19 protein-coding genes are annotated in these 22,089 nt (G+C 56.0%); 5 read left to right on the forward strand and 14 right to left on the reverse strand.

Annotated features, from left to right (window positions below; translation table 11 throughout):
* Positions 1-2: 2 nt before the first annotated feature.
* The 7 genes from rffC to trxA all read right to left on the reverse strand — a co-directional run bounded on the left by rffC (position 3) and on the right by trxA (position 7,463).
* Entirely contained in the window at positions 3-680 is a 678-nt protein-coding gene (gene rffC / locus AC4IBF_RS20965) for a dTDP-4-amino-4,6-dideoxy-D-galactose acyltransferase (protein WP_133295330.1), read from the reverse strand.
* Positions 677-1,939, reverse strand: coding sequence for a UDP-N-acetyl-D-mannosamine dehydrogenase (gene wecC, locus AC4IBF_RS20970; RefSeq protein WP_133295331.1), 1,263 nt, complete (start codon positions 1,937-1,939; stop codon positions 677-679). Before wecC ends, rffC begins: the two co-directional genes overlap by 4 nt.
* Positions 1,936-3,066, reverse strand: a complete 1,131-nt coding sequence (gene wecB, locus AC4IBF_RS20975) for a non-hydrolyzing UDP-N-acetylglucosamine 2-epimerase (protein ID WP_143345657.1) — start codon at positions 3,064-3,066, stop codon at positions 1,936-1,938. The genes wecC and wecB overlap by 4 nt, the downstream gene beginning before the upstream one ends.
* A gap of 56 nt (positions 3,067-3,122) precedes the next feature.
* Positions 3,123-4,169 carry an ECA polysaccharide chain length modulation protein gene (wzzE, locus tag AC4IBF_RS20980; protein ID WP_111963515.1) on the reverse strand — a complete coding sequence of 349 codons (1,047 nt, stop codon included), beginning with the start codon at positions 4,167-4,169 and terminating at the stop codon, positions 3,123-3,125.
* Positions 4,170-4,182: 13 nt separating this feature from the next.
* Entirely contained in the window at positions 4,183-5,286 is a 1,104-nt protein-coding gene (gene wecA, locus AC4IBF_RS20985) for a UDP-N-acetylglucosamine--undecaprenyl-phosphate N-acetylglucosaminephosphotransferase (RefSeq protein WP_111963514.1), read from the reverse strand.
* A gap of 242 nt (positions 5,287-5,528) precedes the next feature.
* Positions 5,529-6,788, reverse strand: coding sequence for a transcription termination factor Rho (gene rho, locus AC4IBF_RS20990; RefSeq protein ID WP_008501566.1), 1,260 nt, complete (start codon positions 6,786-6,788; stop codon positions 5,529-5,531).
* 345 nt (positions 6,789-7,133) lie between these two features.
* Entirely contained in the window at positions 7,134-7,463 is a 330-nt protein-coding gene (trxA, locus tag AC4IBF_RS20995; RefSeq protein ID WP_006179218.1) for a thioredoxin TrxA, read from the reverse strand.
* A 144-nt stretch (positions 7,464-7,607) separates the two neighbouring features.
* Between trxA and rhlB the strand changes: the two genes are divergently transcribed.
* Both rhlB and gppA read left to right on the forward strand, forming a co-directional pair.
* Complete coding sequence (rhlB, locus tag AC4IBF_RS21000) at positions 7,608-8,876, forward strand: ATP-dependent RNA helicase RhlB (RefSeq protein ID WP_111963512.1); 1,269 nt, start codon at positions 7,608-7,610, stop codon at positions 8,874-8,876.
* 6 nt (positions 8,877-8,882) lie between these two features.
* Positions 8,883-10,367, forward strand: a complete 1,485-nt coding sequence (gene gppA / locus AC4IBF_RS21005; RefSeq protein ID WP_021242833.1) for a guanosine-5'-triphosphate,3'-diphosphate diphosphatase — start codon at positions 8,883-8,885, stop codon at positions 10,365-10,367.
* Positions 10,368-10,417: 50 nt separating this feature from the next.
* On the opposite strand, the gene rep is transcribed toward gppA, so the two are convergent.
* A complete protein-coding gene (rep, locus tag AC4IBF_RS21010; protein WP_115877002.1) occupies positions 10,418-12,442 on the reverse strand; it encodes a DNA helicase Rep in 2,025 nt (674 codons plus the stop codon).
* Positions 12,443-12,554: 112 nt separating this feature from the next.
* Here rep and ppiC (AC4IBF_RS21015) point away from each other — a divergent pair, with 112 nt between their 5' ends.
* Both ppiC (AC4IBF_RS21015) and ppiC (AC4IBF_RS21020) read left to right on the forward strand, forming a co-directional pair.
* Entirely contained in the window at positions 12,555-12,836 is a 282-nt protein-coding gene (gene ppiC / locus AC4IBF_RS21015) for a peptidylprolyl isomerase PpiC (protein ID WP_004886860.1), read from the forward strand.
* Positions 12,837-12,886: 50 nt separating this feature from the next.
* On the forward strand, positions 12,887-13,168 hold the full coding sequence (gene ppiC / locus AC4IBF_RS21020; protein ID WP_023309650.1) for a peptidylprolyl isomerase PpiC: 282 nt from the start codon (positions 12,887-12,889) through the stop codon (positions 13,166-13,168).
* 93 nt (positions 13,169-13,261) lie between these two features.
* On the opposite strand, the gene ilvC is transcribed toward ppiC (AC4IBF_RS21020), so the two are convergent.
* The gene (gene ilvC / locus AC4IBF_RS21025; protein WP_021242831.1) at positions 13,262-14,737 is read right to left on the reverse strand and encodes a ketol-acid reductoisomerase; all 1,476 of its coding nucleotides are present in this window, start codon (positions 14,735-14,737) and stop codon (positions 13,262-13,264) included.
* A gap of 152 nt (positions 14,738-14,889) precedes the next feature.
* On the opposite strand from ilvC, the gene ilvY reads away from it, so the two are divergent.
* Positions 14,890-15,780, forward strand: a complete 891-nt coding sequence (gene ilvY, locus AC4IBF_RS21030) for an HTH-type transcriptional activator IlvY (RefSeq protein WP_111963506.1) — start codon at positions 14,890-14,892, stop codon at positions 15,778-15,780.
* Here the strand turns inward: ilvY and ilvA are convergent.
* Genes ilvA through ilvG form a run of 5 tightly spaced genes read right to left on the reverse strand, consistent with a single transcriptional unit; the run spans position 15,777 to position 22,089 of the window.
* Positions 15,777-17,321 carry a threonine ammonia-lyase, biosynthetic gene (ilvA, locus tag AC4IBF_RS21035; RefSeq protein WP_491463078.1) on the reverse strand — a complete coding sequence of 515 codons (1,545 nt, stop codon included), beginning with the start codon at positions 17,319-17,321 and terminating at the stop codon, positions 15,777-15,779. The genes ilvY and ilvA overlap by 4 nt on opposite strands.
* Positions 17,322-17,323: 2 nt before the next feature.
* Positions 17,324-19,174, reverse strand: coding sequence for a dihydroxy-acid dehydratase (ilvD, locus tag AC4IBF_RS21040; protein ID WP_136196075.1), 1,851 nt, complete (start codon positions 19,172-19,174; stop codon positions 17,324-17,326).
* A gap of 60 nt (positions 19,175-19,234) precedes the next feature.
* The gene (ilvE, locus tag AC4IBF_RS21045) at positions 19,235-20,164 is read right to left on the reverse strand and encodes a branched-chain-amino-acid transaminase (RefSeq protein ID WP_127732610.1); all 930 of its coding nucleotides are present in this window, start codon (positions 20,162-20,164) and stop codon (positions 19,235-19,237) included.
* A gap of 18 nt (positions 20,165-20,182) precedes the next feature.
* The gene (ilvM, locus tag AC4IBF_RS21050) at positions 20,183-20,446 is read right to left on the reverse strand and encodes an acetolactate synthase 2 small subunit (protein WP_059354681.1); all 264 of its coding nucleotides are present in this window, start codon (positions 20,444-20,446) and stop codon (positions 20,183-20,185) included.
* Complete coding sequence (gene ilvG / locus AC4IBF_RS21055) at positions 20,443-22,089, reverse strand: acetolactate synthase 2 catalytic subunit (protein WP_133295335.1); 1,647 nt, start codon at positions 22,087-22,089, stop codon at positions 20,443-20,445. The genes ilvM and ilvG overlap by 4 nt, the downstream gene beginning before the upstream one ends.

Consider the following 22,089-nt stretch of genomic DNA (forward strand, 5'->3'; position numbering starts at 1 on the left):
TGTCACCTGTATAACCAGTAGGCGGTGGCGTCGATGTTGGCACCACTCGCAATATAACGTTTAAGCGCCGCGGTGTTGCCCAGTTGGGTCGCTACCCGCAGCGTCACTAGCTGTTGCTGTTGCGACCAGTGCAGCGCCGCCTGCATGAGTTTTTCACCCATGCCGCGCCCGGCTAATAAGCCAATACGCGCCTCGCGCTCGTTGAGTTTACGCAGCGAGACGAACCCCTTGATTTGACCGTCTCCTGCACGGAAAACCAGGCAGACGTGGTCAAAGGTGCCTTTAACCGCATTCTCTACCCACTGGGCATAGAAACGCCCGCTATCGTCAGGTGCATACCAGGGCGCACGAAAGCGGCTCTGCGCAAACGCCTGGGTCGCCATCTGACGCAGCACGGGGATATCCTGATCCGTTGCAATTTCCGCGCCTGACGCATCGTGCCGGGTGAGGGTAATGGAAAGATCGACCTCGCCTTCAACCAGCTGAAAGCCGTGTTGCTGGAGCGCGTCAAGCAGATCGGCACGCTCCGCAGGGATCTTCGCCTGCACCCGTTGCCAGGCGGTAAAATCCGATTCAGCCAGCACCGGCGCGTCATCGCGCAGACGCACGATGGCCGACGGCAGGCCAAAAAAGGCACTCTCCCACTGCAGGGACTCGAGCCCCCCTTTCAGGCTGTTCAACGCCAGACACCTTTGGTATCCACAATATACTGCTGACGAACGGCATCACCGGAAGTCGCTTTAAACTCTTTATGATCCACCAGCAGCACCAGCACGTCCGCCGTCGCAAGCGCTTCATCCAGCGCCGTCAGCGTGCAGTGCCCCGCCAGTTTTGTCGGCAATTCATGGATATTCGGCTCAACCACCAGCGTTTCACCCTTGTGCCATTCGGCAATCATCTCAACAATTTCCATCGCCGGGCTTTCACGCAGATCGTCAATGTTGGGTTTAAATGCCAGACCAAAGCAGGCAATTTTCAGCTCGCTAGCGCGCTTGCCGCTCTCTGCCAGACAATCCGCTACAGTGGTTTTGACCTGATTGAGCACCCAGTGAGGTTTGCTGTCGTTCACTTCACGCGCGGTGCGAATCAGGCGCGCCTGCGCTGGATTCTGCGCCACGATAAACCACGGGTCGACGGCAATACAGTGTCCGCCCACCCCCGGGCCTGGCTGGAGAATATTCACACGCGGATGGCGATTCGCCAGGCTAATCAGCTCCCAGACGTTAATTCCCTGATCGGCACAGATAAGTGAAAGTTCGTTCGCAAAGGCGATATTAACGTCACGGAAGCTGTTTTCCGTGAGCTTGCACATCTCGGCGGTGCGGGAGTTTGTCACCACGCACTCGCCTTCCAGGAAAATCTTATACAGCGCGCTGGCACGTTCGGAACAGACTGGCGTCATACCGCCAATGACGCGGTCGTTTTTAATCAGTTCGACCATGACCTGGCCCGGGAGTACGCGCTCCGGGCAGTAGGCGATGTTGATATCCGCCTGCTCGCCAACCTGCTGTGGGAAGCTCAGGTCTGGACGGGCCTCTGCCAGCCACTGCGACATCTGTTCAGTCGCCCCCACCGGAGACGTGGACTCGAGGATTACCAACGCCCCTTTTTTCAGCACAGGCGCGATTGATTTTGCCGCCGCCTCGACGAACGCCATGTCGGGCTCGTGGTCGCCTTTAAAGGGGGTTGGGACTGCAATTAGATAGGCATCCGCTTCAACGGGCGTCGTGCTGGCATGCAGGAAGCCTCCTTCCACCGCCTCTTTCACCACACGATCCAGATCGGGTTCCACAATATGAATTTCGCCACGGTTAATGGTTTCTACCGCGCGGGCGTTAATATCCACACCGACAACCTGTTTTTGACGAGAGGCAAACGCGGCCGCAGTAGGCAAGCCAATGTAGCCAAGACCAATGACAGAGATGGTAGTAAAACTCATAGCGATACCCGATTGTGTTTAAGTGCATGCAAAATACGGCCACAAGCCTGCCCGTCTCCATACGGATTATGGGCCCGGCTCATCGCCTGATACGCTTCATCGTCATGCAGCAGGCGCGTGACCTCTTCGACGATGAGCTGCGCGTTGGTGCCGACCAGACGCACCGTACCGGCTTTGACGGCTTCCGGACGTTCGGTCGTTTCACGCATCACCAGTACCGGCTTGCCGAGAGAGGGCGCTTCTTCCTGAATGCCGCCGGAATCGGTGAGGATCAGCCAGGCGTGATTCATTAGCCAGACAAACGGCATGTAGTCCTGCGGTTCAATCAGTAGAACATTGTCGACATGGCCCAGAATGCGATTAACCGGCTCGCTGACGTTAGGATTGAGATGGACCGGATAGACAATTTGCACATCGTCATTTTGCGCAGCGATTTCAGCCAGCGCGTGACAGATTTGCTCAAAACCCCGGCCAAAGCTTTCGCGACGGTGGCCGGTGACCAGGATGGTTTTTTTGCCGTTGTGCAGGAATGGATAGCGGGCAGCGAGGTCTTTCTGAAGATCGCTATTTGCCAGAACGCGGTCACGCACCCAAATTAACGCATCAATGACCGTATTGCCGGTCACAAAGATTTTGTTATCGGCGATATTTTCACACAGCAGGTTCTGACGAGAATTTTCCGTTGGCGCAAAGTGGTACATCGCCAGATGGCCCGTTAACGTGCGGTTGGCCTCCTCCGGCCACGGCGAATAAAGATTGCCGGTACGCAAACCCGCCTCAACATGCCCCACAGGAATTCGCTGGTAAAACGCGGCCAGGCTTGTCGCCACGGTAGTGGTGGTGTCACCGTGTACCAGCACCACGTCAGGCTTAAATGACTCCAGGATCGGCTTAAGCTCTTGCAGAATGCGACAGGTTATCTCCGTTAAACCTTGCCCCGGTTTCATAATATTGAGGTCGTAATCCGGGACGATGGAAAAGAGCGTTAAGACCTGGTCGAGCATCTCACGGTGCTGGGCCGTGACGCAGACTTTTGCTTCAATATCCGGATCGCTGGCCAGCGCATGAACCAGAGGTGCCATCTTAATGGCCTCCGGCCTGGTGCCAAATACGGTTAGTACTTTCACATCGATTCTCTTCGATTAGGCGATGAAGGCCGCAGCCTTCATCGTAGACGGCGTTCTTAGTTTTTGCGACGACGCGTTAACGCCACGCCAGCGCCCGTCAGTGCGCCTACAATCCCCCACATAATCATCAGGAATGCACGACGCGGACTATCGCGTTTTACAGGTTCTTCAGGCGTTCGCAAATAACGATAGGTCTGAAAACGCGGGTCCAGAGAAGGACCTACATTAAGCGTGTTGAGCATCGCGCGATTTTGATCGTAATCGAGGTCAAAATCAGGACCGACGGCCTGGAGGTTTTCCAGGCGCGCCTGCAGCATGGGGCGGCCAAGGAGGAACATCTCTGAATCAGGCAGCTCATCAGCCGGCACGTCCGTCTCAGTGCGGGAAATATTGTGCTGTTCCGCAATTTTCAGCGCCTGCTCAATATTATGAACACGACGAGCGAAAATGGCTTTAGCCACCTCTTCCTGACGTTTCACCTGTGCTTTCATCTGGATTGTACGAGCCGCCCAGGCGCCTTTAAGCTCTTCGTTAAGATGGCTTGCGGCACGCTGGCTGGCAAACGCGACATACTGACGCAACAGGTTGTTAGCATCCGGCGCGGTTTCTGCAATCAGTTTGACGCTGTCGTTCACGTTACGCAGCGCATCGCCCGGCATAAACTGAATATTGTTAATCAGATCGTCCAGCAGAGCGGCATCGGCTTTAGTGTTATCAACCCGACGCTGCTTGTAATAATCCGTCTGAGACCAGAAGTCGCGGCGCGTATCCCACGAAGCCAGTTGCATCACAAACTCTTTATAAGCCTCATCCATAACGGAGACCTGATCTGGCGTGGCGAGGTTGGCTTTAATATCCAGGTTTCGCAGGAATTGCTGCTGGGAATAGTATCCCCCAAGCATGTTAACCGTTGGTTTGTCCGTGATTGCCGTGGAGCTCCATTCTTGTTTTGCAAAGAACGTATAGGCCAGCGCTAACAGTGCAAAACCCAGCGCGATCCCCGCAATCCAAAGTTTGCCTGCCCATAACACGCGAAACAAACCCCGAATATCCAGTTCATTCTCAGTTACCACTGATTTCGCTCCCGCCAACGGTTGAGTCATCATAGTCCCGGTTTTACTTAGTTAATGTTGTGTTTTTGCCACTGTTACGACGCATCCGGCGTTTAATACGTTTTATGAACCGCGCTACTTTCCATGCGCGCTTGATGCAGTAGCCGTACAGGAAAAATGCTAGCAAGAATAATGCCAACATAACCCACTCAGGAATGATATGAGAATATTCTGCAGCTACGCCAATTGCGGCCAAAATAGCAGCGGCCAGAGTAATCAGCACAAACGCCTGACGAGAAGTAAAACCCGCACGCATGATGAGATGATGAATGTGTTGGCGGTCTGGAGAGAAAGGACTCATCCCTTTGCGCAGGCGGCGATACATAATCGCCACCATATCCATCAATGGAATGGCAATAATCCAAAGCGCGGTTACCGGACTTATCGGGTGGGTTTGACCCTGCGTGGTTTCAAGCAGGATCCAGATAACCGTAAAACCAATCAGCGTACTGCCCGCGTCCCCCATAAAGACTTTATAGCGACGGCCCAGCACGCCGAGGTTTAAGAGGATATAAGGCAGAATGGCGGCAATCATGGCAAAACACCACATTGCCAGACTGTACTGGCCATCAAACCATAAGATAATGCCAATAGCGGCGAAAGAAACGGATGACAGTCCACCGAGCAGGCCGTCAATGCCGTCCACCATGTTGAAAGCATTGATTGCCGCCCAGACGGCAAAGAGCGTCAGGAAGAAGCCAAATGGACCCAGAACTAACTCCCACGGGCCAAACACATAGCCGAGGCTACGCAGATACAGTCCGCCGACAACCATCATCACCACGCCAATGGCCGCCTGAACGGTGGCGCGTATTTTCACCGCGATATCGAAGCGGTCATCAAGAGCCCCGACTAACACCAGGACACCGGCGCAGGCAATATAGAGGGCGGCATGCGGGATATAATAGTCAGCAATACCAAACGTGAAGCAAATCCCTGCGTAAACAGAAATCCCGCCGACTAAAGGAATAAGTCCCTGATGGCGTTTACGAAAATTAGGCTTATCCACCAACCCTATTCGTTTTGCCACCTTGCGCGCAATGAACAAAAAACAGGTTGTGAATAAAAAAATACTGATCAGTTCAGTAACGGCGGTGAATAGATTCACAATGGATTGCTCTCAACAAATGTTAGTCCCGGAAGTATAACCATGAAGCCACAGCCTCAGAAGTAATAAAGATGGCTTCTTACAACTCCCTTTGTATATTTTTCAATCAATTATTTCTTTGGCTGCAGAAACGGCCCTATTGTCGCACCGACCGGTCAAAATTGGGAGTAGATGGTACTAGCGTATAGTCCATAAAAGAAAAACGCCACGTAAAAACGTGGCGTTTGCTGGCTTTATTTGCGTTACGAGCGTTTCATCATGTCAAAGAAATCGTCGTTGGTTTTGGTCATCGCCAGTTTGTTAATGAGGAACTCCATTGCGTCGATCTCACCCATTGGATGGATGATTTTACGCAGGATCCACATTTTCTGCAGCTCTTCCTGGGTGGTGAGCAGCTCTTCTTTACGAGTACCGGAACGGTTGTAGTCGATAGCCGGGAAGACGCGTTTTTCAGCGATTTTACGAGAAAGATGCAGTTCCATGTTGCCTGTACCTTTAAATTCTTCGTAAATCACTTCGTCCATTTTAGAACCGGTATCGATCAGCGCCGTCGCGATGATGGTCAGGCTGCCGCCCTCTTCCACGTTACGCGCTGCACCGAAGAAGCGTTTTGGGCGATGCAGGGCGTTAGCATCCACACCACCGGTCAGGACTTTACCGGACGCCGGCACCACGGTGTTGTAGGCACGCGCCAGACGAGTGATGGAGTCGAGCAGGATGATCACGTCTTTCTTGTGCTCAACCAGGCGTTTCGCCTTCTCAATAACCATTTCCGCTACCTGAACATGGCGAGATGCCGGTTCGTCGAAGGTAGAAGCAACCACTTCACCTTTAACCAGACGCTGCATCTCGGTCACTTCTTCCGGACGTTCGTCAATCAGCAGCACCATCAGCACGCAGTCTGGGTGGTTATAGGCGATGCTCTGAGCGATGTTCTGCAGCAGCATGGTTTTACCCGCTTTTGGCGGCGCCACAATCAGACCACGCTGGCCACGACCAATTGGTGATGCCAGATCCAGTACACGCGCGGTTAAGTCTTCAGTAGAACCGTTACCACGCTCCATGCGCAGGCGAGAGTTCGCGTGCAGCGGCGTTAAGTTCTCAAAGAGGATCTTATTACGCGAGTTTTCCGGTTTGTCGAAGTTAACTTCATTGACTTTCAACAGCGCAAAGTAGCGTTCACCCTCTTTAGGAGGACGAATCTTACCTGAAATGGTGTCACCAGTGCGGAGGTTGAAACGGCGGATTTGGCTGGGGGATACGTAGATGTCGTCAGGGCCGGCGAGGTAGGAGCTGTCTGCAGAGCGGAGGAAACCAAATCCGTCTTGCAATATCTCCAGCACACCGTCGCCAAAGATATCTTCGCCACTCTTAGCGTGCTGCTTCAGGATGGCGAAAATGATGTCCTGCTTGCGCATACGAGCCTGGTTTTCCAGCCCCATATTTTCGCCGAGAGTGATCAGCTCAGAAACCGGCGTATTCTTTAATTCGGTAAGATTCATAATGGTGTGGGTTCTTAAACTCGGGGTGATTCTCGAACTTAATGTTGTGAATGGTATGGCAGGGTCATCCATGCCTGTTTAGCGGCCATCAACTCATGTCTGTTCGCTGTCTGGTCACAGGGAAAGAACGCAGAACTGAAACGACAAGACGGATTGAGCGACAAGCCCGGAATTTAGCCACTTCACGCACTGTTCATGTCAACAACGGGAAGTATCGGGTAAAACAAGATTCAAACAACAAGATATGTTTAAAACGAAGTCATAGCTAACTTAGCACGACTTCAGCCGGGCGTCCAGAGTTCCACATCATTTAGCCGGGAGCTCTGAACGCACAGCGGAGAAACCTTACGCCAGGTTAGCGTCCAGGAACTCTTTCAATTGACCTTTGGACAGCGCACCCACTTTGGTCGCTGCCACTTCGCCGTTTTTGAACAGCAGAAGGGTTGGGATGCCACGGATACCGTATTTTGGTGCGGTGCCCGGGTTCTGGTCGATGTTCAGCTTGGCAACGGTCAGTTTGCCCTGATATTCGTCGGCGATCTCATCCAGAATCGGGGCGATCATTTTGCAAGGACCACACCATTCAGCCCAGAAATCGACGAGGATCAGCCCGTCAGCCTTAAGTACGTCCGTGTCAAAACTGTCGTCAGTCAGGTGAATAATTTTATCGCTCATATATAACTCCACAGGAATAAGCCTGGTACGTTGGTTTTGTCTCCACCAACGACGTGTTGATGTCGCATTAACCAACTAAAGGTTGACTTTATTTCACCGGATACGCTTTCGTAAAGCAATAGTAAGCTGATATTCTACCACACTATGAGCAAAACACATTTAACAGAACAGAAGTTTTCCGACTTCGCGCTGCACCCGAAGGTGATTGAAGCCCTTGAAAATAAAGGGTTTCATAACTGCACGCCCATTCAGGCCCTCGCGCTGCCGCTGACGCTGGCCGGTCGCGATGTTGCCGGGCAGGCGCAAACCGGTACCGGCAAAACGATGGCGTTTTTAACGTCAACGTTTCATTATTTACTTTCTCACCCAGCGATTGCAGACCGCAAAGTTAACCAGCCGCGCGCGCTAATTATGGCCCCGACGCGAGAACTGGCGGTACAGATCCACGCAGACGCTGAACCCCTGGCGCAGGCTACGGGCCTGAAGATTGGCCTGGCCTACGGCGGCGACGGCTACGATAAACAGCTGAAAGTGCTCGAAAGCGGTGTGGATATCCTGATCGGTACCACCGGCCGTCTTATCGACTACGCTAAACAGAACCACATTAACCTCGGCGCAATCCAGGTTGTGGTGCTCGATGAAGCTGACCGCATGTACGATCTCGGCTTCATTAAAGACATTCGCTGGCTGTTCCGCCGTATGCCTCCGGCCAATCAGCGTCTGAATATGCTGTTCTCTGCAACCCTCTCATACCGCGTACGCGAACTGGCGTTCGAACAGATGAACAACGCCGAATATGTAGAAGTGGAACCTGAGCAGAAAACGGGTCACCGCATTAAAGAAGAGCTCTTCTATCCTTCCAATGAAGAGAAAATGCGTCTGCTGCAAACGCTGATTGAAGAAGAGTGGCCAGATCGCGCCATCATCTTTGCGAACACCAAACATCGTTGTGAAGACATCTGGGGCCATCTGGCTGCAGACGGTCACCGTGTTGGCCTGTTGACCGGCGACGTCGCACAGAAAAAACGCCTGCGTATTTTGGAAGAGTTCACCCGTGGCGATCTCGATATTCTGGTCGCAACCGACGTGGCGGCACGTGGTTTACACATTCCAGCCGTGACGCATGTCTTTAACTACGATCTGCCAGACGACTGCGAAGACTACGTACACCGTATCGGTCGTACCGGTCGCGCGGGCGCAAGCGGACACTCTATTAGCCTTGCATGTGAAGAGTATGCGCTGAATCTCCCAGCCATTGAGACTTATATCGGTCACTCTATCCCGCAGAGCAAATACAATCCGGAAGCGCTGTTAAGCGAACTGCCGCCGCCTAAGCGTCTAACCCGCCCACGCTCCGGCAATGGTCCGCGTCGTTCAGGCGGCGCACCGCGTAATCGTCGTCGTTCAGGTTAAGAAAATATGCTCAGCTCCACCTCGCTTTATGCGGCAATTGATCTCGGTTCGAATAGTTTTCATATGCTGGTTGTGCGCGAGGTGGCGGGAAGCATACAAACGCTGACGCGCATCAAGCGCAAGGTCCGCCTCGCGGCGGGCCTGAGCAGCGATAACCACCTCTCACCTGAAGCCATGGAACGTGGCTGGCAGTGTCTGCGACTCTTTGCCGAGCGTCTGCAGGATATCCCGCATGCCCAAATCACCGTCGTCGCCACTGCGACACTTCGCCTGGCGGTTAACGCCGTTGATTTTATTGCCAGAGCGCAGGAAATCCTCGGTTGCCCGGTTCAGGTTATCAGCGGTGAAGAAGAAGCTCGTCTGATTTATCAGGGAGTTGCACACACCACTGGGGGTGACGATCGCCGCCTGGTGGTGGATATCGGCGGTGCCAGTACCGAGCTTGTGACCGGCACCGGCGCGCAGGCAACGTCGCTGTTCAGCCTCTCGATGGGCTGCGTGACCTGGCTTGAGCGCTACTTTACCGATCGTAATCTGGGTAAAGAGAACTTCGACGAGGCGGAAAACGCCGCGCGCGAGGTATTACGCCCGGTCATGGATGAACTGCGCTATCACGGCTGGAAAGTCTGCGTGGGTGCGTCCGGGACCGTGCAGGCCCTGCAGGAAATCATGATGGCGCAGGGAATGGACGAGCGGATTACGCTTGCTAAGCTTCAGCAGTTGAAACAGCGCGCCATTCAGTGCGGACGCCTGGAAGAGCTGGAAATTGAAGGCCTGACGCTCGAACGCGCGCTGGTCTTCCCGAGCGGGCTGGCCATTCTTATCGCTATTTTCACCGAGCTGAACATCCAGTGTATGACCCTGGCCGGCGGTGCGCTGCGTGAAGGCCTGGTCTACGGGATGCTGCATCTGTCGGTCGATCAGGATATCCGCAGCCGTACCCTGCGCAACGTTCAGCGTCGTTTTCTGGTTGATATCGATCAGGCAGGACGCGTATCGCAGCTGGCGTCACGCTTCGCCGATCAGGTCGCTAACGTCTGGGATCTTGATCATCTGAGTCGGGATTTACTCCTGAGCGCGTGCGCGCTACATGAAGTAGGGCTGAGCATTGATTTTAAGCAGGCACCGGCTCACGCAGCGTATCTGGTCCGCAACCTTGATTTACCGGGCTACACGCCCGCGCAGAAAAAATTGCTGGCAACGCTGCTGCTGAACCAAACCAATGCAGTCGATCTCTCCTCTCTGCATCAGCAAAACGCCGTACCGCCGCGCGTGGCCGAGCATCTGTGCCGCCTGCTGCGTCTGGCGATCCTGTTTGCCAGCCGCCGCCGCGATGATTTGCTGCCAGCCATTAATCTTGTGGCCGATGACGAGAAGCTTTCGCTGACGCTGCCGGAAAACTGGATTGAACGTCACCCGTTAGGGGCCGAGATGATCGAGCAGGAGTGCCAGTGGCAGAGCTATGTGCACTGGGTGCTGGAAGTAAAGTAATACGCTGAACATTGCCGGGTGGCGGCTTCGCCTTGCCCGGCTACTCATCATTATCCTTTCTCTTTGGCTTTAGCCAGCATGGCGCGAATGTTCGCCACGTTAGCCTGCCCCTTGTGCATCCGCTCTTCCGCGGTAATCACTTTGCGCTCCTGCTCCCAGATCAGGTCATCCTGCGGCAGTTCCAGCAGGAAACGACTCGGCTCCGGGCGGACGAGTTCGCCATACTGGCGGCGCTCTTTACACAGCGTGAACGTCAGCTCTTTCTGCGCGCGGGTGATCCCCACGTAGGCCAGGCGGCGCTCCTCATCGACGTTATCTTCATCAATGCTGCTCTGGTGCGGCAACAATCCCTCTTCCATACCAACCAGATAGACATACGGAAACTCCAGCCCTTTTGACGCATGCAGCGTCATGAGCTGAACCTGATCGGCCTCTTCTTCGCTCTCACCGCGCTCCATCATGTCGCGCAGGGTAAAGCGGGTGACGACCTGCGTCAGGGTCATAGGCTCGTCGATTTCAGAGCCCTCCAGCATTTCGGTCATCCAGCTGAAAAGCTGGTTAACGTTCTTCATGCGCATCTCAGCCGCCTTCGGGCTGGCTGAGGTTTCATACAGCCAGGACTCATAGTCGATGCCGTGAATGAGATCGCGCACTGCAGCCACCGGCTCGCGCTCCGCGAGACGCTGTACTTCGCCGAGCCAGTGGGTGAAGCGGGTTAACGAGTCATAGCCACGCCCGGTTAACGTCTGGCTCAGCCCCATGTCAAAGCTGGCAGTAAACATACTTTTGTTGCGGGTCATCGCCCACTCGCCGAGCTTTTGCAGCGTCGCCGGGCCTATCTCGCGTTTTGGCGTATTCACAATACGCAGAAACGCGCTGTCGTCATCCGGGTTAGTGAGCACGCGCAGATAAGCCAGCAGGTCTTTGATTTCTGGTCGTGAGAAGAACGACGTGCCGCCCGAAATTTTGTACGGAATGCGGTTCTGCATCAGCATCTTTTCAAAGACGCGCGACTGGTGGTTACCGCGATAGAGGATCGCGTAATCCTTATATTCGGTTTTGTTGACGAAGTGGTGAGCGATGAGTTCTCCCGTGACTCGCTCCGCTTCATGATCCTCATTGTTGGCGCTGAGCACTTTCAGCTCCGTTCCGTAGCCCAGTTCGGAGAAGAGACGCTTCTCGAATACGTGCGGGTTATTGGCAATCAGGATGTTTGCCGCCTTCAGGATACGACCGGAGGAGCGGTAGTTTTGCTCGAGTTTAATCACCTGCAGCGCCGGGAAATCTTTGCTCAGCAGCACCAGGTTTTGTGGACGCGCGCCGCGCCAGGAGTAAATTGACTGATCGTCGTCGCCTACCACGGTGAAACGCGCCCGATTCCCCACCAGCAGCTTCACCAGCTCGTACTGACTGGTGTTGGTGTCCTGATATTCATCCACCAGCAGGTAGCGGATTTTATTCTGCCAGCGCTCGCGCACCTCTTCATTGCGCTGCAGCAGCAGCGTGGGCAGCAGGATCAGGTCGTCAAAGTCCAGCACGTTGCACGCTTTCATATGCGCATCGTACAGACCGTAGCAGTGGGCGAAGATCCGATCCCGTTCGCCTTTGGCGATCGCCGCGGCCTGCGCCGGGGTCATCAGATCGTTTTTCCAGTTCGAGATCGTCGAGATCAGCTGCTGCAACAGCACTTTGTCATCTTCGATCAGCCCCTCGGTGAGCTCTTTGAGCAACGCCACCTGGTCGGTGTCATCGAAGAGGGAGAAGTTGGACTTCATTCCCAGCGCCGCATACTCGCGTTTGATGATATCCAGCCCCAGCGTGTGGAAGGTGGAGATCATCAGGCCGCGCGCTTCTTTACGGCCAAGCGTCTGACCGACGCGCTCTTTCATCTCACGCGCCGCTTTATTGGTAAAGGTGACCGCCGCAATGTGTCGCGCCTGATACCCGCAATTGCGGATCAGATGGGCGATCTTGTTGGTGATCACACGGGTTTTACCCGAACCGGCCCCTGCCAGCACCAGGCATGGTCCAGTAACGAATTCGACCGCTTGTTGTTGTCCAGGGTTTAAACGCATGGGAGTGTTGCTCAATCTTCGAACGGGGTGTGGATTGTAGCAGAAAGCCGGGCGCAGATTTACCGGCTAATGATAAAGTGGAGAAATCGCGTTTAACCCGTAGAGCAGAACCATGAAAAAGACCGCAGCAGCCCTGCATATTCTGGTAAAAGAAGAGAAACTGGCCCAGGAGATCCTGGCCAAGCTGGAGCGCGGCATCAGCTTTGATCATCTGGCGAAGCGCTACTCTAAATGCCCTTCCGGGCGCAATGGTGGGGATCTCGGCGAGTTTCAACAAGGTGCGATGGTCGGCCCGTTCGATCAGGCGGTCTTTAGCTGCCCGCTTCTGAAGCCCTACGGCCCGGTAAAAACCAAATTTGGCTACCATATCATTAAGGTGCTTTATCGCCGCTGACGCGTGGTATATTGCGCCCCGATTTATTTCAACCTATTCAAGGCACGATCATGGCAAAAACAGCAGCAGCAGTGCACATTCTCGTTAAAGAAGAGAAACTGGCTTTAGATCTTCTGGAGCAGATTAAAAACGGTGCCGACTTCGGGAAGCTGGCGAAGAAGCACTCCATCTGCCCGTCAGGCAAACGCGGCGGCGATCTGGGTGAGTTCCGCCAGGGTCAGATGGTTCCGGCGTTCGATAAAGTGGTGTTCTCCTGCCCGGTGCTGGAGCCAACCGGCCCGCTGCATACCCAGTTTGGTTATCACATCATTAAAGTGCTGTACCGGAAATAAACAGCAAGGCCTTCTCTTAGAGAAGGCCTTTAATGTTTGCACCCTCTCCCTGTGGGAGAGGGGCGGGGTGAGGGCATCAGCCCGCCCCTGTTGTTAACCCGCTACCGCGATGCGCTTCATATCGGTCATGTAGCCACGCAATTTGTGACCCACTTTCTCGATCTGGTGGCTGCGAATGGCTTCGTTCACATCGCGCAGCTGCGCGTTGTCCACGGCACCTTCTGCAATCGCTTTACCCAGATCGCCAGTCTGCAGAGTAGTCATAAACTCTTTCAGCAGCGGTACGCAGGCGTAAGAGAACAGGTAGTTACCGTATTCCGCGGTATCAGAGATAACCACGTTCATTTCGTACAGACGCTTACGGGCGATGGTGTTCGCAATCAGCGGCAGCTCGTGCAGTGATTCGTAGTAAGCAGACTCTTCGATGATGCCGGAATCCACCATGGTTTCGAACGCCAGCTCAACGCCTGCTTTCACCATCGCGATCATCAGCACCCCTTTATCGAAGTACTCCTGCTCGCCGATTTTACCTTCGTACTGTGGCGCGGTTTCGAACGCAGTTTTACCGGTCTCTTCACGCCAGGTCAGCAGTTTCTTATCGTCGTTCGCCCAGTCCGCCATCATGCCGGAAGAGAATTCGCCGGAGATAATGTCATCCATGTGTTTCTGGAACAGCGGTGCCATGATGGTTTTCAGCTGTTCAGACAGCGCGTAAGCACGCAGTTTTGCCGGGTTGGACAGACGGTCCATCATCAGCGTAATACCGCCCTGCTTCAGCGCTTCGGTGATGGTTTCCCAGCCGAACTGAATCAGTTTTTCCGCATATGCCGGGTCGGTACCCTCTTCCACCAGCTTATCGAAGCACAGCAGAGAACCGGCCTGCAGCATGCCGCACAGAATGGTCTGCTCGCCCATCAGGTCAGATTTCACTTCGGCAACGAAGGACGATTCCAGCACGCCAGCACGGTGACCGCCGGTCGCCGCTGCCCATGCTTTGGCAATCGCCATGCCTTCACCTTTCGGATCGTTTTCCGGGTGAACCGCGATCAGGGTCGGCACGCCGAAGCCACGCTTGTACTCTTCACGAACTTCGGTACCCGGGCACTTCGGTGCAACCATCACCACGGTGATGTCTTTACGGATCTGCTCGCCCACTTCAACGATGTTGAAGCCGTGGGAGTAACCCAGCGCCGCTCCGTCTTTCATCAGCGGCTGTACGGAACGCACAACGTCTGAGTGCTGCTTGTCCGGGGTCAGGTTAACTACCAGATCCGCCTGCGGGATCAGCTCTTCGTAGGTACCCACTTTGAAGCCGTTTTCGGTCGCTTTACGCCAGGAAGCACGCTTCTCGGCAATCGCTTCTTTGCGCAGGGCGTAGGAGATATCCAGACCGGAGTCACGCATGTTCAGGCCCTGGTTCAGACCCTGTGCGCCACAGCCGACGATGACCACTTTTTTACCCTGAAGGTAGCTCGCGCCATCGGCAAATTCGTCGCGCGCCATGAAGCGGCATTTGCCCAGCTGCGCCAGCTGCTGGCGCAAGTTCAGTGTATTAAAGTAGTTAGCCATGGGTGATACCTCGTGATGTTGTGTGTCTTATTGTTCGGTTCGCGTTTCAGCGAGAATGTATCCACATTACAACAGGAAATTTATTGCGGAAATTGATATATTCACAACGTCATGTTGCAATTTTTGCAATGTAAAAAGAGGGAGTGGAATCGGTGGATTTACGCGATCTGAAAATGTTCCTGCACCTGACGGAAAGCCGTCATTTTGGCCGCAGCGCCCGGGCGATGCACGTTAGCCCCTCCACGCTTTCACGCCAGATCCAGCGCCTTGAGGAAGACCTCGGCCAGCCCCTGTTCGTGCGCGACAACCGCACCGTCACCCTCACGGAAGCGGGCGAAGAGCTACGCATTTTTGCCCAGCAGACGCTGCTGCAGTACCAGCAGCTGCGGCACTCGATTGACCAGCAGGGGCCGTCACTTTCCGGCGAGCTGCATATTTTTTGCTCCGTGACCGCCGCCTACAGCCATCTGCCACCCATCCTTGACCGCTTCCGCGCGGCGCATCCGTCGGTTGAAATTAAGCTCACCACCGGCGATGCCTCCGACGCAATGGAAAAAGTGGTGACGGGCGAAGCGGATCTCGCCATTGCCGGGAAACCTGAAACCCTGCCGGGCGCGGTGGCATTCTCCATGCTGGAGAATCTGGCGGTGGTACTCATTGCCCCGGCGCTGCCCTGCCCGGTGCGTAACCAGGTGTCGGTGGAAAAACCGGACTGGTCCACGGTACCGTTTATCATGGCCGATCAGGGGCCGGTGCGCCGTCGTATTGAGCTGTGGTTCCGCCGCCAGAAAATCAGCAACCCGTCGATTTACGCCACGGTCAGCGGCCATGAGGCAATGGTGTCGATGGTGGCGCTCGGCTGCGGCGTGGCGCTGCTGCCGGAGGTGGTGCTGGAAAATAGCCCGGAACCGGTGCGCAATCGCGTGATGATTCTGGAGCGCAGCGATGAGAAAACGCCGTTTGAGCTTGGCGTGTGCGCACAAAAAAAGCGGCTGCATGAGCCGCTTATTGATGCGTTCTGGACGATATTGCCAAACCACTAACCTGCCAGGAAGAACCTGAACGCCGGGTTATGGGTTTCATCGTGACACTCATAGCCCAGCTCGTTCAGCCGCGTTTCGAAATCCGGCTCGTGCTCGCCCAGTTCAAACGCCGCCAGCACGCGGCCGTAGTCGGTGCCGTGGCTGCGGTAGTGGAAAAGGGAGATGTTCCAGTGCGTGCCCAGCGTGTGCAGGAACTTGAGCAGCGCGCCAGGCGATTCCGGGAACTCAAAGCTGAACAGACGTTCCCTGAGCGGCTTCGATGGACGCCCGCCGACCATGTAGCGCACGTGCAGCTTCGCCATCTCATCGTCGGAGAGATCGACTACGCTATAGCCGCCTTCATGCAGCAGGTTGAGGATCTCTTTACGCTCCTCCACGCCCCGGCTCAGACGCACGCCAACAAAAATGCAGGCGTCTTTAGCATCGGCAAAACGGTAGTTAAACTCCGTCACCGAACGGCCGCCCAGCAGCTGACAAAATTTCAGGAAGCTGCCCTTCTCTTCCGGAATGGTCACCGCCAGCAGCGCTTCACGCTGTTCCCCCAGCTCGCAGCGCTCGGACACGTAGCGCAGACCGTGGAAGTTCACGTTGGCACCAGAAAGCACGTGCGCCAGACGCTCGCCGCGAATGATGTGCTGCGCGATGTATTTTTTCATGCCCGCCAGCGCCAGAGCGCCGGACGGTTCCGCCACCGCACGAACGTCTTCGAAGAGATCCTTCATCGCCGCGCAGATCGCATCGCTATCCACCGTGACGATATCGTCGAGATATTCCCGGCACAGGCGGAAGGTTTCGTCGCCAATACGCTTCACCGCCACGCCCTCGGCAAACAGCCCGACGCGCGGCAGGTCTACCGGATGCCCGGCATCCAGCGCCGCTTTCAGGCAGGCAGAATCTTCCGCTTCCACGGCAATGACTTTGATCTGCGGCATCAGCTGTTTGATCAGCACCGCCACGCCTGCGGCTAAGCCACCGCCGCCCACCGGAACAAAGACGCGGTCGAGATGGGCATCCTGCTGCAGCAGCTCCAGCGCCAGCGTGCCCTGCCCGGCAATCACCATCGGGTGGTCGAACGGCGGCACCCAGGTGAAACCCTGCTGCTGCGCCAGCTCAATCGCTTTGGCTTTTGCTTCGTCAAAGTTAGCCCCGTGGAGTAATACTTCACCGCCGAAACCGCGCACCGCGTCGACCTTGATGTCTGCGGTAGCAACCGGCATCACGATCAGCGCTTTCAGCCCCAGACGAGCAGACGAGAACGCCACGCCCTGCGCGTGGTTGCCCGCCGACGCGGTAATCACGCCGCGCGCTTTTTGCTCATCGGTCAGTCCGGCCATCATCGCGTAGGCACCGCGCAGCTTGAAGCTGTGCACCGGCTGGCGGTCTTCGCGCTTCACCAGAATGACGTTGTCGAGGCGCGAAGAGAGCTTTTCCATTTTCTGCAGGGGCGTGACCTGCACGGCTTCATAGACCGGTGCGCGCAGCACCGCCCTGAGATATTCCGCCCCCTCAGGGGCGGCGGATAAGGGTTGTGACTCGGCCATCGTTAGCCCCCGAGTTTCGATTTATCGCGCACCGCGCCTTTATCTGCACTGGTGGCAAGGCTCGCGTAGGCGCGCAGGGCAAAGGAAACTTCGCGCTGGCGATCTTTGGGCGTCCAGGCTTTGTCGCCGCGCGCTTCCTGCGCTTCACGACGGGCTGCGATCTCCTGGTCACTCAGCTTGAGCTGAATGCCGCGATTCGGAATGTCGATTTCGATCAGATCGCCGTCTTCGATGATGGCAATGTTGCCGCCGCTTGCCGCTTCCGGGGAAACGTGGCCGATAGAGAGGCCGGAAGTACCGCCGGAGAAACGCCCGTCGGTGATCAGCGCGCAGGCTTTACCGAGGCCCATCGATTTCAGGAAGGTGGTTGGGTAGAGCATCTCCTGCATGCCCGGACCGCCTTTCGGCCCTTCGTAGCGAATGACAACCACGTCGCCTTCAACCACTTTACCGCCAAGGATGGCGTCTACCGCTTCATCCTGGCTTTCGTACACCTTCGCCGGACCGGTGAATTTCAGGATGCTGTCGTCCACGCCTGCGGTTTTCACGATGCAGCCGTTTTCCGCAAAGTTTCCGTACAGCACGGCCAGGCCGCCGTCTTTGCTGTAGGCGTGTTCCAGCGAGCGGATGCAGCCTTCGGCGCGGTCATCGTCCAGCGTGTCCCAGCGGCAATCCTGGGAGAAGGCCTGCGTGGTACGAATACCGGCAGGACCGGCGCGGAACATTTTTTTCACCGCCTCGTCTTTGGTCAGCATCACGTCGAACTGGTCCAGCGATTCCGGCAGCGTCAGCCCGAGCACGTTTTTCACGTCACGGTTCAGCAGCCCGGCGCGATCCAGCTCGCCCAAAATACCGATTACACCACCAGCACGGTGCACGTCTTCCATGTGGTACTTCTGGGTACTTGGTGCGACCTTACACAGCTGCGGCACTTTGCGGGACAGCTTGTCGATATCGCTCATGGTGAAGTCGATTTCGGCTTCCTGTGCGGCAGCCAGCAGGTGCAGAACGGTATTGGTGGAACCGCCCATGGCGATATCCAGCGTCATGGCGTTTTCGAACGCGGCTTTACTGGCAATGCTGCGCGGCAGCGCGCTGGCATCATCCTGCTCGTAGTAGCGCTTGGTCAGCTCAACGATGCGCTTACCGGCGTTGAGGAACAGCTGCTTACGGTCGGCGTGGGTCGCCAGCAGCGAGCCGTTGCCCGGCTGAGACAGGCCCAGCGCTTCGGTCAGGCAGTTCATGGAGTTCGCCGTGAACATACCGGAACAGGAGCCGCAGGTCGGACACGCGGAGCGTTCCACCTGATCGCTCTGCTCGTCAGAGACTTTCGGGTCCGCGCCCTGGATCATCGCATCGACCAGGTCGAGCTTGATGATTTTGTCGGAGAGCTTGGTTTTCCCCGCTTCCATTGGGCCACCGGAGACGAAGATCACCGGAATATTCAGACGCAGGGAAGCCATCAGCATCCCCGGGGTGATTTTGTCGCAGTTGGAGATACAGACCATGGCATCGGCGCAGTGGGCGTTAACCATATACTCTACGGAGTCGGCGATCAGCTCGCGCGACGGCAGTGAATAGAGCATGCCCCCGTGACCCATCGCGATACCGTCATCGACCGCAATGGTGTTGAACTCTTTCGCCACGCCGCCGGAGGCTTCGATTTGCTCGGCTACCAGTTTACCCAGATCGCGCAGGTGCACGTGGCCCGGTACGAACTGGGTGAAGGAGTTCACCACGGCGATAATCGGCTTACCGAAATCGGCGTCGGTCATTCCAGTGGCGCGCCACAGCGCGCGGGCACCCGCCATGTTGCGGCCGTGGGTGGTGGTGGCTGAACGATACTTAGGCATGCTTTATTGACTCCCGTCTGACTATGTAATGGGACGGTGCGTGCCGTCCCAAATTTATGCTTAGTGATTAACCTGATCCAACCAGCCGTATTTATCTTCTGTTTCGCCGGTGAAGAGGCCAAAGAACGCTTTCTGAATGCGTTTGGTGACCGGGCCACAGCGGCCTTCGCCCACCTGAATACCGTCTACGCTGCGCACCGGGGTGATTTCAGCCGCGGTACCGGACATAAACACTTCATCGGCCAGGTACAGGGATTCGCGGGACAGCACCTGCTCGCGCACTTCGATACCCAGGTCTTTCGCCAGCTTGATGATGGCGTCACGGGTGATGCCCGGCAGCGCGGAGGAGGTGAATGGTGGCGTAAACAGAATGCCGTCTTTCACTTCAAACAGGTTTTCACCTGCGCCTTCTGAGATGTAGCCATTCACATCGAGCGCGATGCCTTCCTGGTAACCGTGACGGCGCGCTTCGCTGCCGACCAGCAATGAAGAGAGGTAGTTACCGCCCGCTTTCGCGGCGGTCGGGATGGTGTTTGGCGCAACGCGGTTCCAGGAAGAGACCATTGCGTCGATCCCCTGCTCCAGGGCTTCAGCACCCAGGTAAGCACCCCACGGGAACGCGGCAATGATCACATCAGTGGTATAGCCGGCCGGCGGGTTCACGCCCATACCGACGTCACCCACGAAGACCAGCGGACGAATATAGGCGCTGGTGAGGTTGTTCTTACGGATCACGTCGCGGCAGGCTTCCATCAGCTCATCAACGCTCTGAGATACCGGGAAACGATAAATTTTGGCTGAGTCATGCAGACGCTGCATGTGTTCGCGATGGCGGAACACCACTGGCCCTTTGTGAGAATCGTAGCAGCGGATGCCTTCAAACACGGAGGTACCGTAGTGCAGCGCGTGGGACATCACGTGGACCTTCGCGTCCTCCCAGCGAACCATCTCACCGTTGAACCAAATGTAATCAGCTTTTTTTGTCGTCATTTTTTCGTCCTGTCACGCTTAAGCGCGGATTTGTTGTGATGTGGTTGTGCTCTGGCAGATGGCAACATGGGCAACGTCTACCAGCTTTGATAACTGACTAAACAGTAAGTCGACCGGCCGCGGGCTGGCAACGGTTAATTCGATACTGATATTCCGGGCGTCAGTGGCTGTCTCCATATTCATAGAGCAAATCTGAAAACCACGATGACGCACCACACGCAAAACGCGTTCTAAAGTTTCCGGGTTGAAGCGAGCCTGTACGGCGACCTGATGCTGCATCATGATAATTTCTCCATCATTTGTGAGTTACTGGCACCAGGTGGTACCAGCGGCCAGACGTTCTCGAGTTCGTCGATTGAGACATGAAGCAGGTAAGGTCCATCGCTGTTCAGCATGGTGTCGAGCGCCGCTTCAACCTGATCTTTACGGGTGATGTGCTGGCCAGGGATGCCAAAGGCGCTGGCCAGGGTGAGGAAATCGGGGTTATCGGTGAGAGTCGTTTCGCTGTAGCGCTCCTGGAAGAACAGCTGTTGCCACTGGCGAACCATCCCTAAACGCTGGTTGTCGAGCAAGACGATTTTCAGCGGCAACTGCTTGCGTTTAACGGTGCCGAGCTCCTGGACGTTCATCATGAAGGAGCCGTCACCGGAGATACAGATAACGGTATCGTTCGGGCGGGCGACCTGCGCGCCAACGGCTGCTGGCAGACCGAAGCCCATCGTCCCTAACCCGCTGGAGGTGATGAAATTTTCCGGGCGGGTGTAGGTCATATGCTGCGCGGACCACATCTGGTGCTGGCCGACGTCGGTGGTGACGACGCTATCAGCAGGTTTGCGATCCGACAACTGCTTCAACAGCAGCGGCGCGTAGATGGCCTCGCCGGGGTGATCGTAACGCCATGCGTGCTCGGCACGCATATCGGCGGTGTGCTGACGCCATGCGTTGATATCCAGCGGCTTCTGCAATGCCGGTAACAGCGCGTTGAGATCGCCCTGCAGCGCAACGTGCGCCTGACGCAACTTGTTCATCTCCGCCGGGTCGATATCCATATGGATGACTTTAGCGTTCGGCGCAAAGGTATTCAGCTTGCCGGTGACGCGGTCGTCAAAACGGGCACCTACGGCGATGAGCAGATCGCACTCCTGCACCGCCAGGTTTGCCGCTTTGGTGCCGTGCATCCCCAGCATGCCCAGATAGTACGGATAGTCTGCATCTACCGCACCCAACCCTTTCAGCGTGCAGGTGGCAGGTATTTGCGTTACCGCGATAAATTCACGCAGGGCGGGAACGGCCTGCGCCATCCCGACGCCACCGCCGATGTACAGCATCGGCTGTTTCGCCTGCGCCATCATCTGACGGGCCTCTTCAACTTCCGCATGCGGAAACGCGTCGTCGCTTTCAACGGTGGAGAAGTGGGGTTCCAGATCGCCAGGTGCCACCTGGATATCTTTCGGGATATCGACCAGAACCGGACCAGGACGGCCTGAGCTGGCCACTTCGAACGCTTCTGCCATTACGCGCGGCAGCTCTTCCAGAGACTGAACGAGGAAACTGTGTTTGGTGCAGGCCAGCGATAAACCCAGTACATCGACTTCCTGAAAAGCGTCGGTACCGATGAACGGAGACGCCACCTGCCCGGTGATGGCAACAACGGGAACAGAGTCCAGCAGCGCGTCAGCCAGGCCGGTGATGAGGTTAGTTGCGCCCGGGCCTGACGTCGCCATACACACGCCGATTTTGCCGGTCGCGCGGGCGTAGCCAATGGCCGCCATCACTGCGCCCTGCTCGTGTCGGCACAAGAGATGTTCCACGCCGCCGTCATACAGTGCATCGTAAATCGGCATAATTGCGCCACCTGGATAACCGAATACTGTCTCGACTCCCTGCGCGCGCAACGCATGTACTACCCACTGTGCCCCATTCAT

The organism is Enterobacter sp. Taxon_8, assembly GCF_058354585.1.

Coding starts and splice junctions, on each gene's coding strand:
- wecC (WP_133295331.1), bottom strand. CDS start 1,939: ATGAGTTTTACTACCATCTCTGTCATTGGTCTTGGCTACATTGGCTTG.
- wzzE (WP_111963515.1), bottom strand. CDS start 4,169: ATGACTCAACCGTTGGCGGGAGCGAAATCAGTGGTAACTGAGAATGAA.
- rho (WP_008501566.1), bottom strand. CDS start 6,788: ATGAATCTTACCGAATTAAAGAATACGCCGGTTTCTGAGCTGATCACT.
- trxA (WP_006179218.1), bottom strand. CDS start 7,463: ATGAGCGATAAAATTATTCACCTGACTGACGACAGTTTTGACACGGAC.
- rhlB (WP_111963512.1), top strand. CDS start 7,608: ATGAGCAAAACACATTTAACAGAACAGAAGTTTTCCGACTTCGCGCTG.
- gppA (WP_021242833.1), top strand. CDS start 8,883: ATGCTCAGCTCCACCTCGCTTTATGCGGCAATTGATCTCGGTTCGAAT.
- rep (WP_115877002.1), bottom strand. CDS start 12,442: ATGCGTTTAAACCCTGGACAACAACAAGCGGTCGAATTCGTTACTGGA.
- ppiC (WP_004886860.1), top strand. CDS start 12,555: ATGAAAAAGACCGCAGCAGCCCTGCATATTCTGGTAAAAGAAGAGAAA.
- ppiC (WP_023309650.1), top strand. CDS start 12,887: ATGGCAAAAACAGCAGCAGCAGTGCACATTCTCGTTAAAGAAGAGAAA.
- ilvC (WP_021242831.1), bottom strand. CDS start 14,737: ATGGCTAACTACTTTAATACACTGAACTTGCGCCAGCAGCTGGCGCAG.
- ilvA (WP_491463078.1), bottom strand. CDS start 17,321: ATGGCCGAGTCACAACCCTTATCCGCCGCCCCTGAGGGGGCGGAATAT.
- ilvD (WP_136196075.1), bottom strand. CDS start 19,174: ATGCCTAAGTATCGTTCAGCCACCACCACCCACGGCCGCAACATGGCG.
- ilvE (WP_127732610.1), bottom strand. CDS start 20,164: ATGACGACAAAAAAAGCTGATTACATTTGGTTCAACGGTGAGATGGTT.
- ilvM (WP_059354681.1), bottom strand. CDS start 20,446: ATGATGCAGCATCAGGTCGCCGTACAGGCTCGCTTCAACCCGGAAACT.
- ilvG (WP_133295335.1), bottom strand. CDS start 22,089: ATGAATGGGGCACAGTGGGTAGTACATGCGTTGCGCGCGCAGGGAGTC.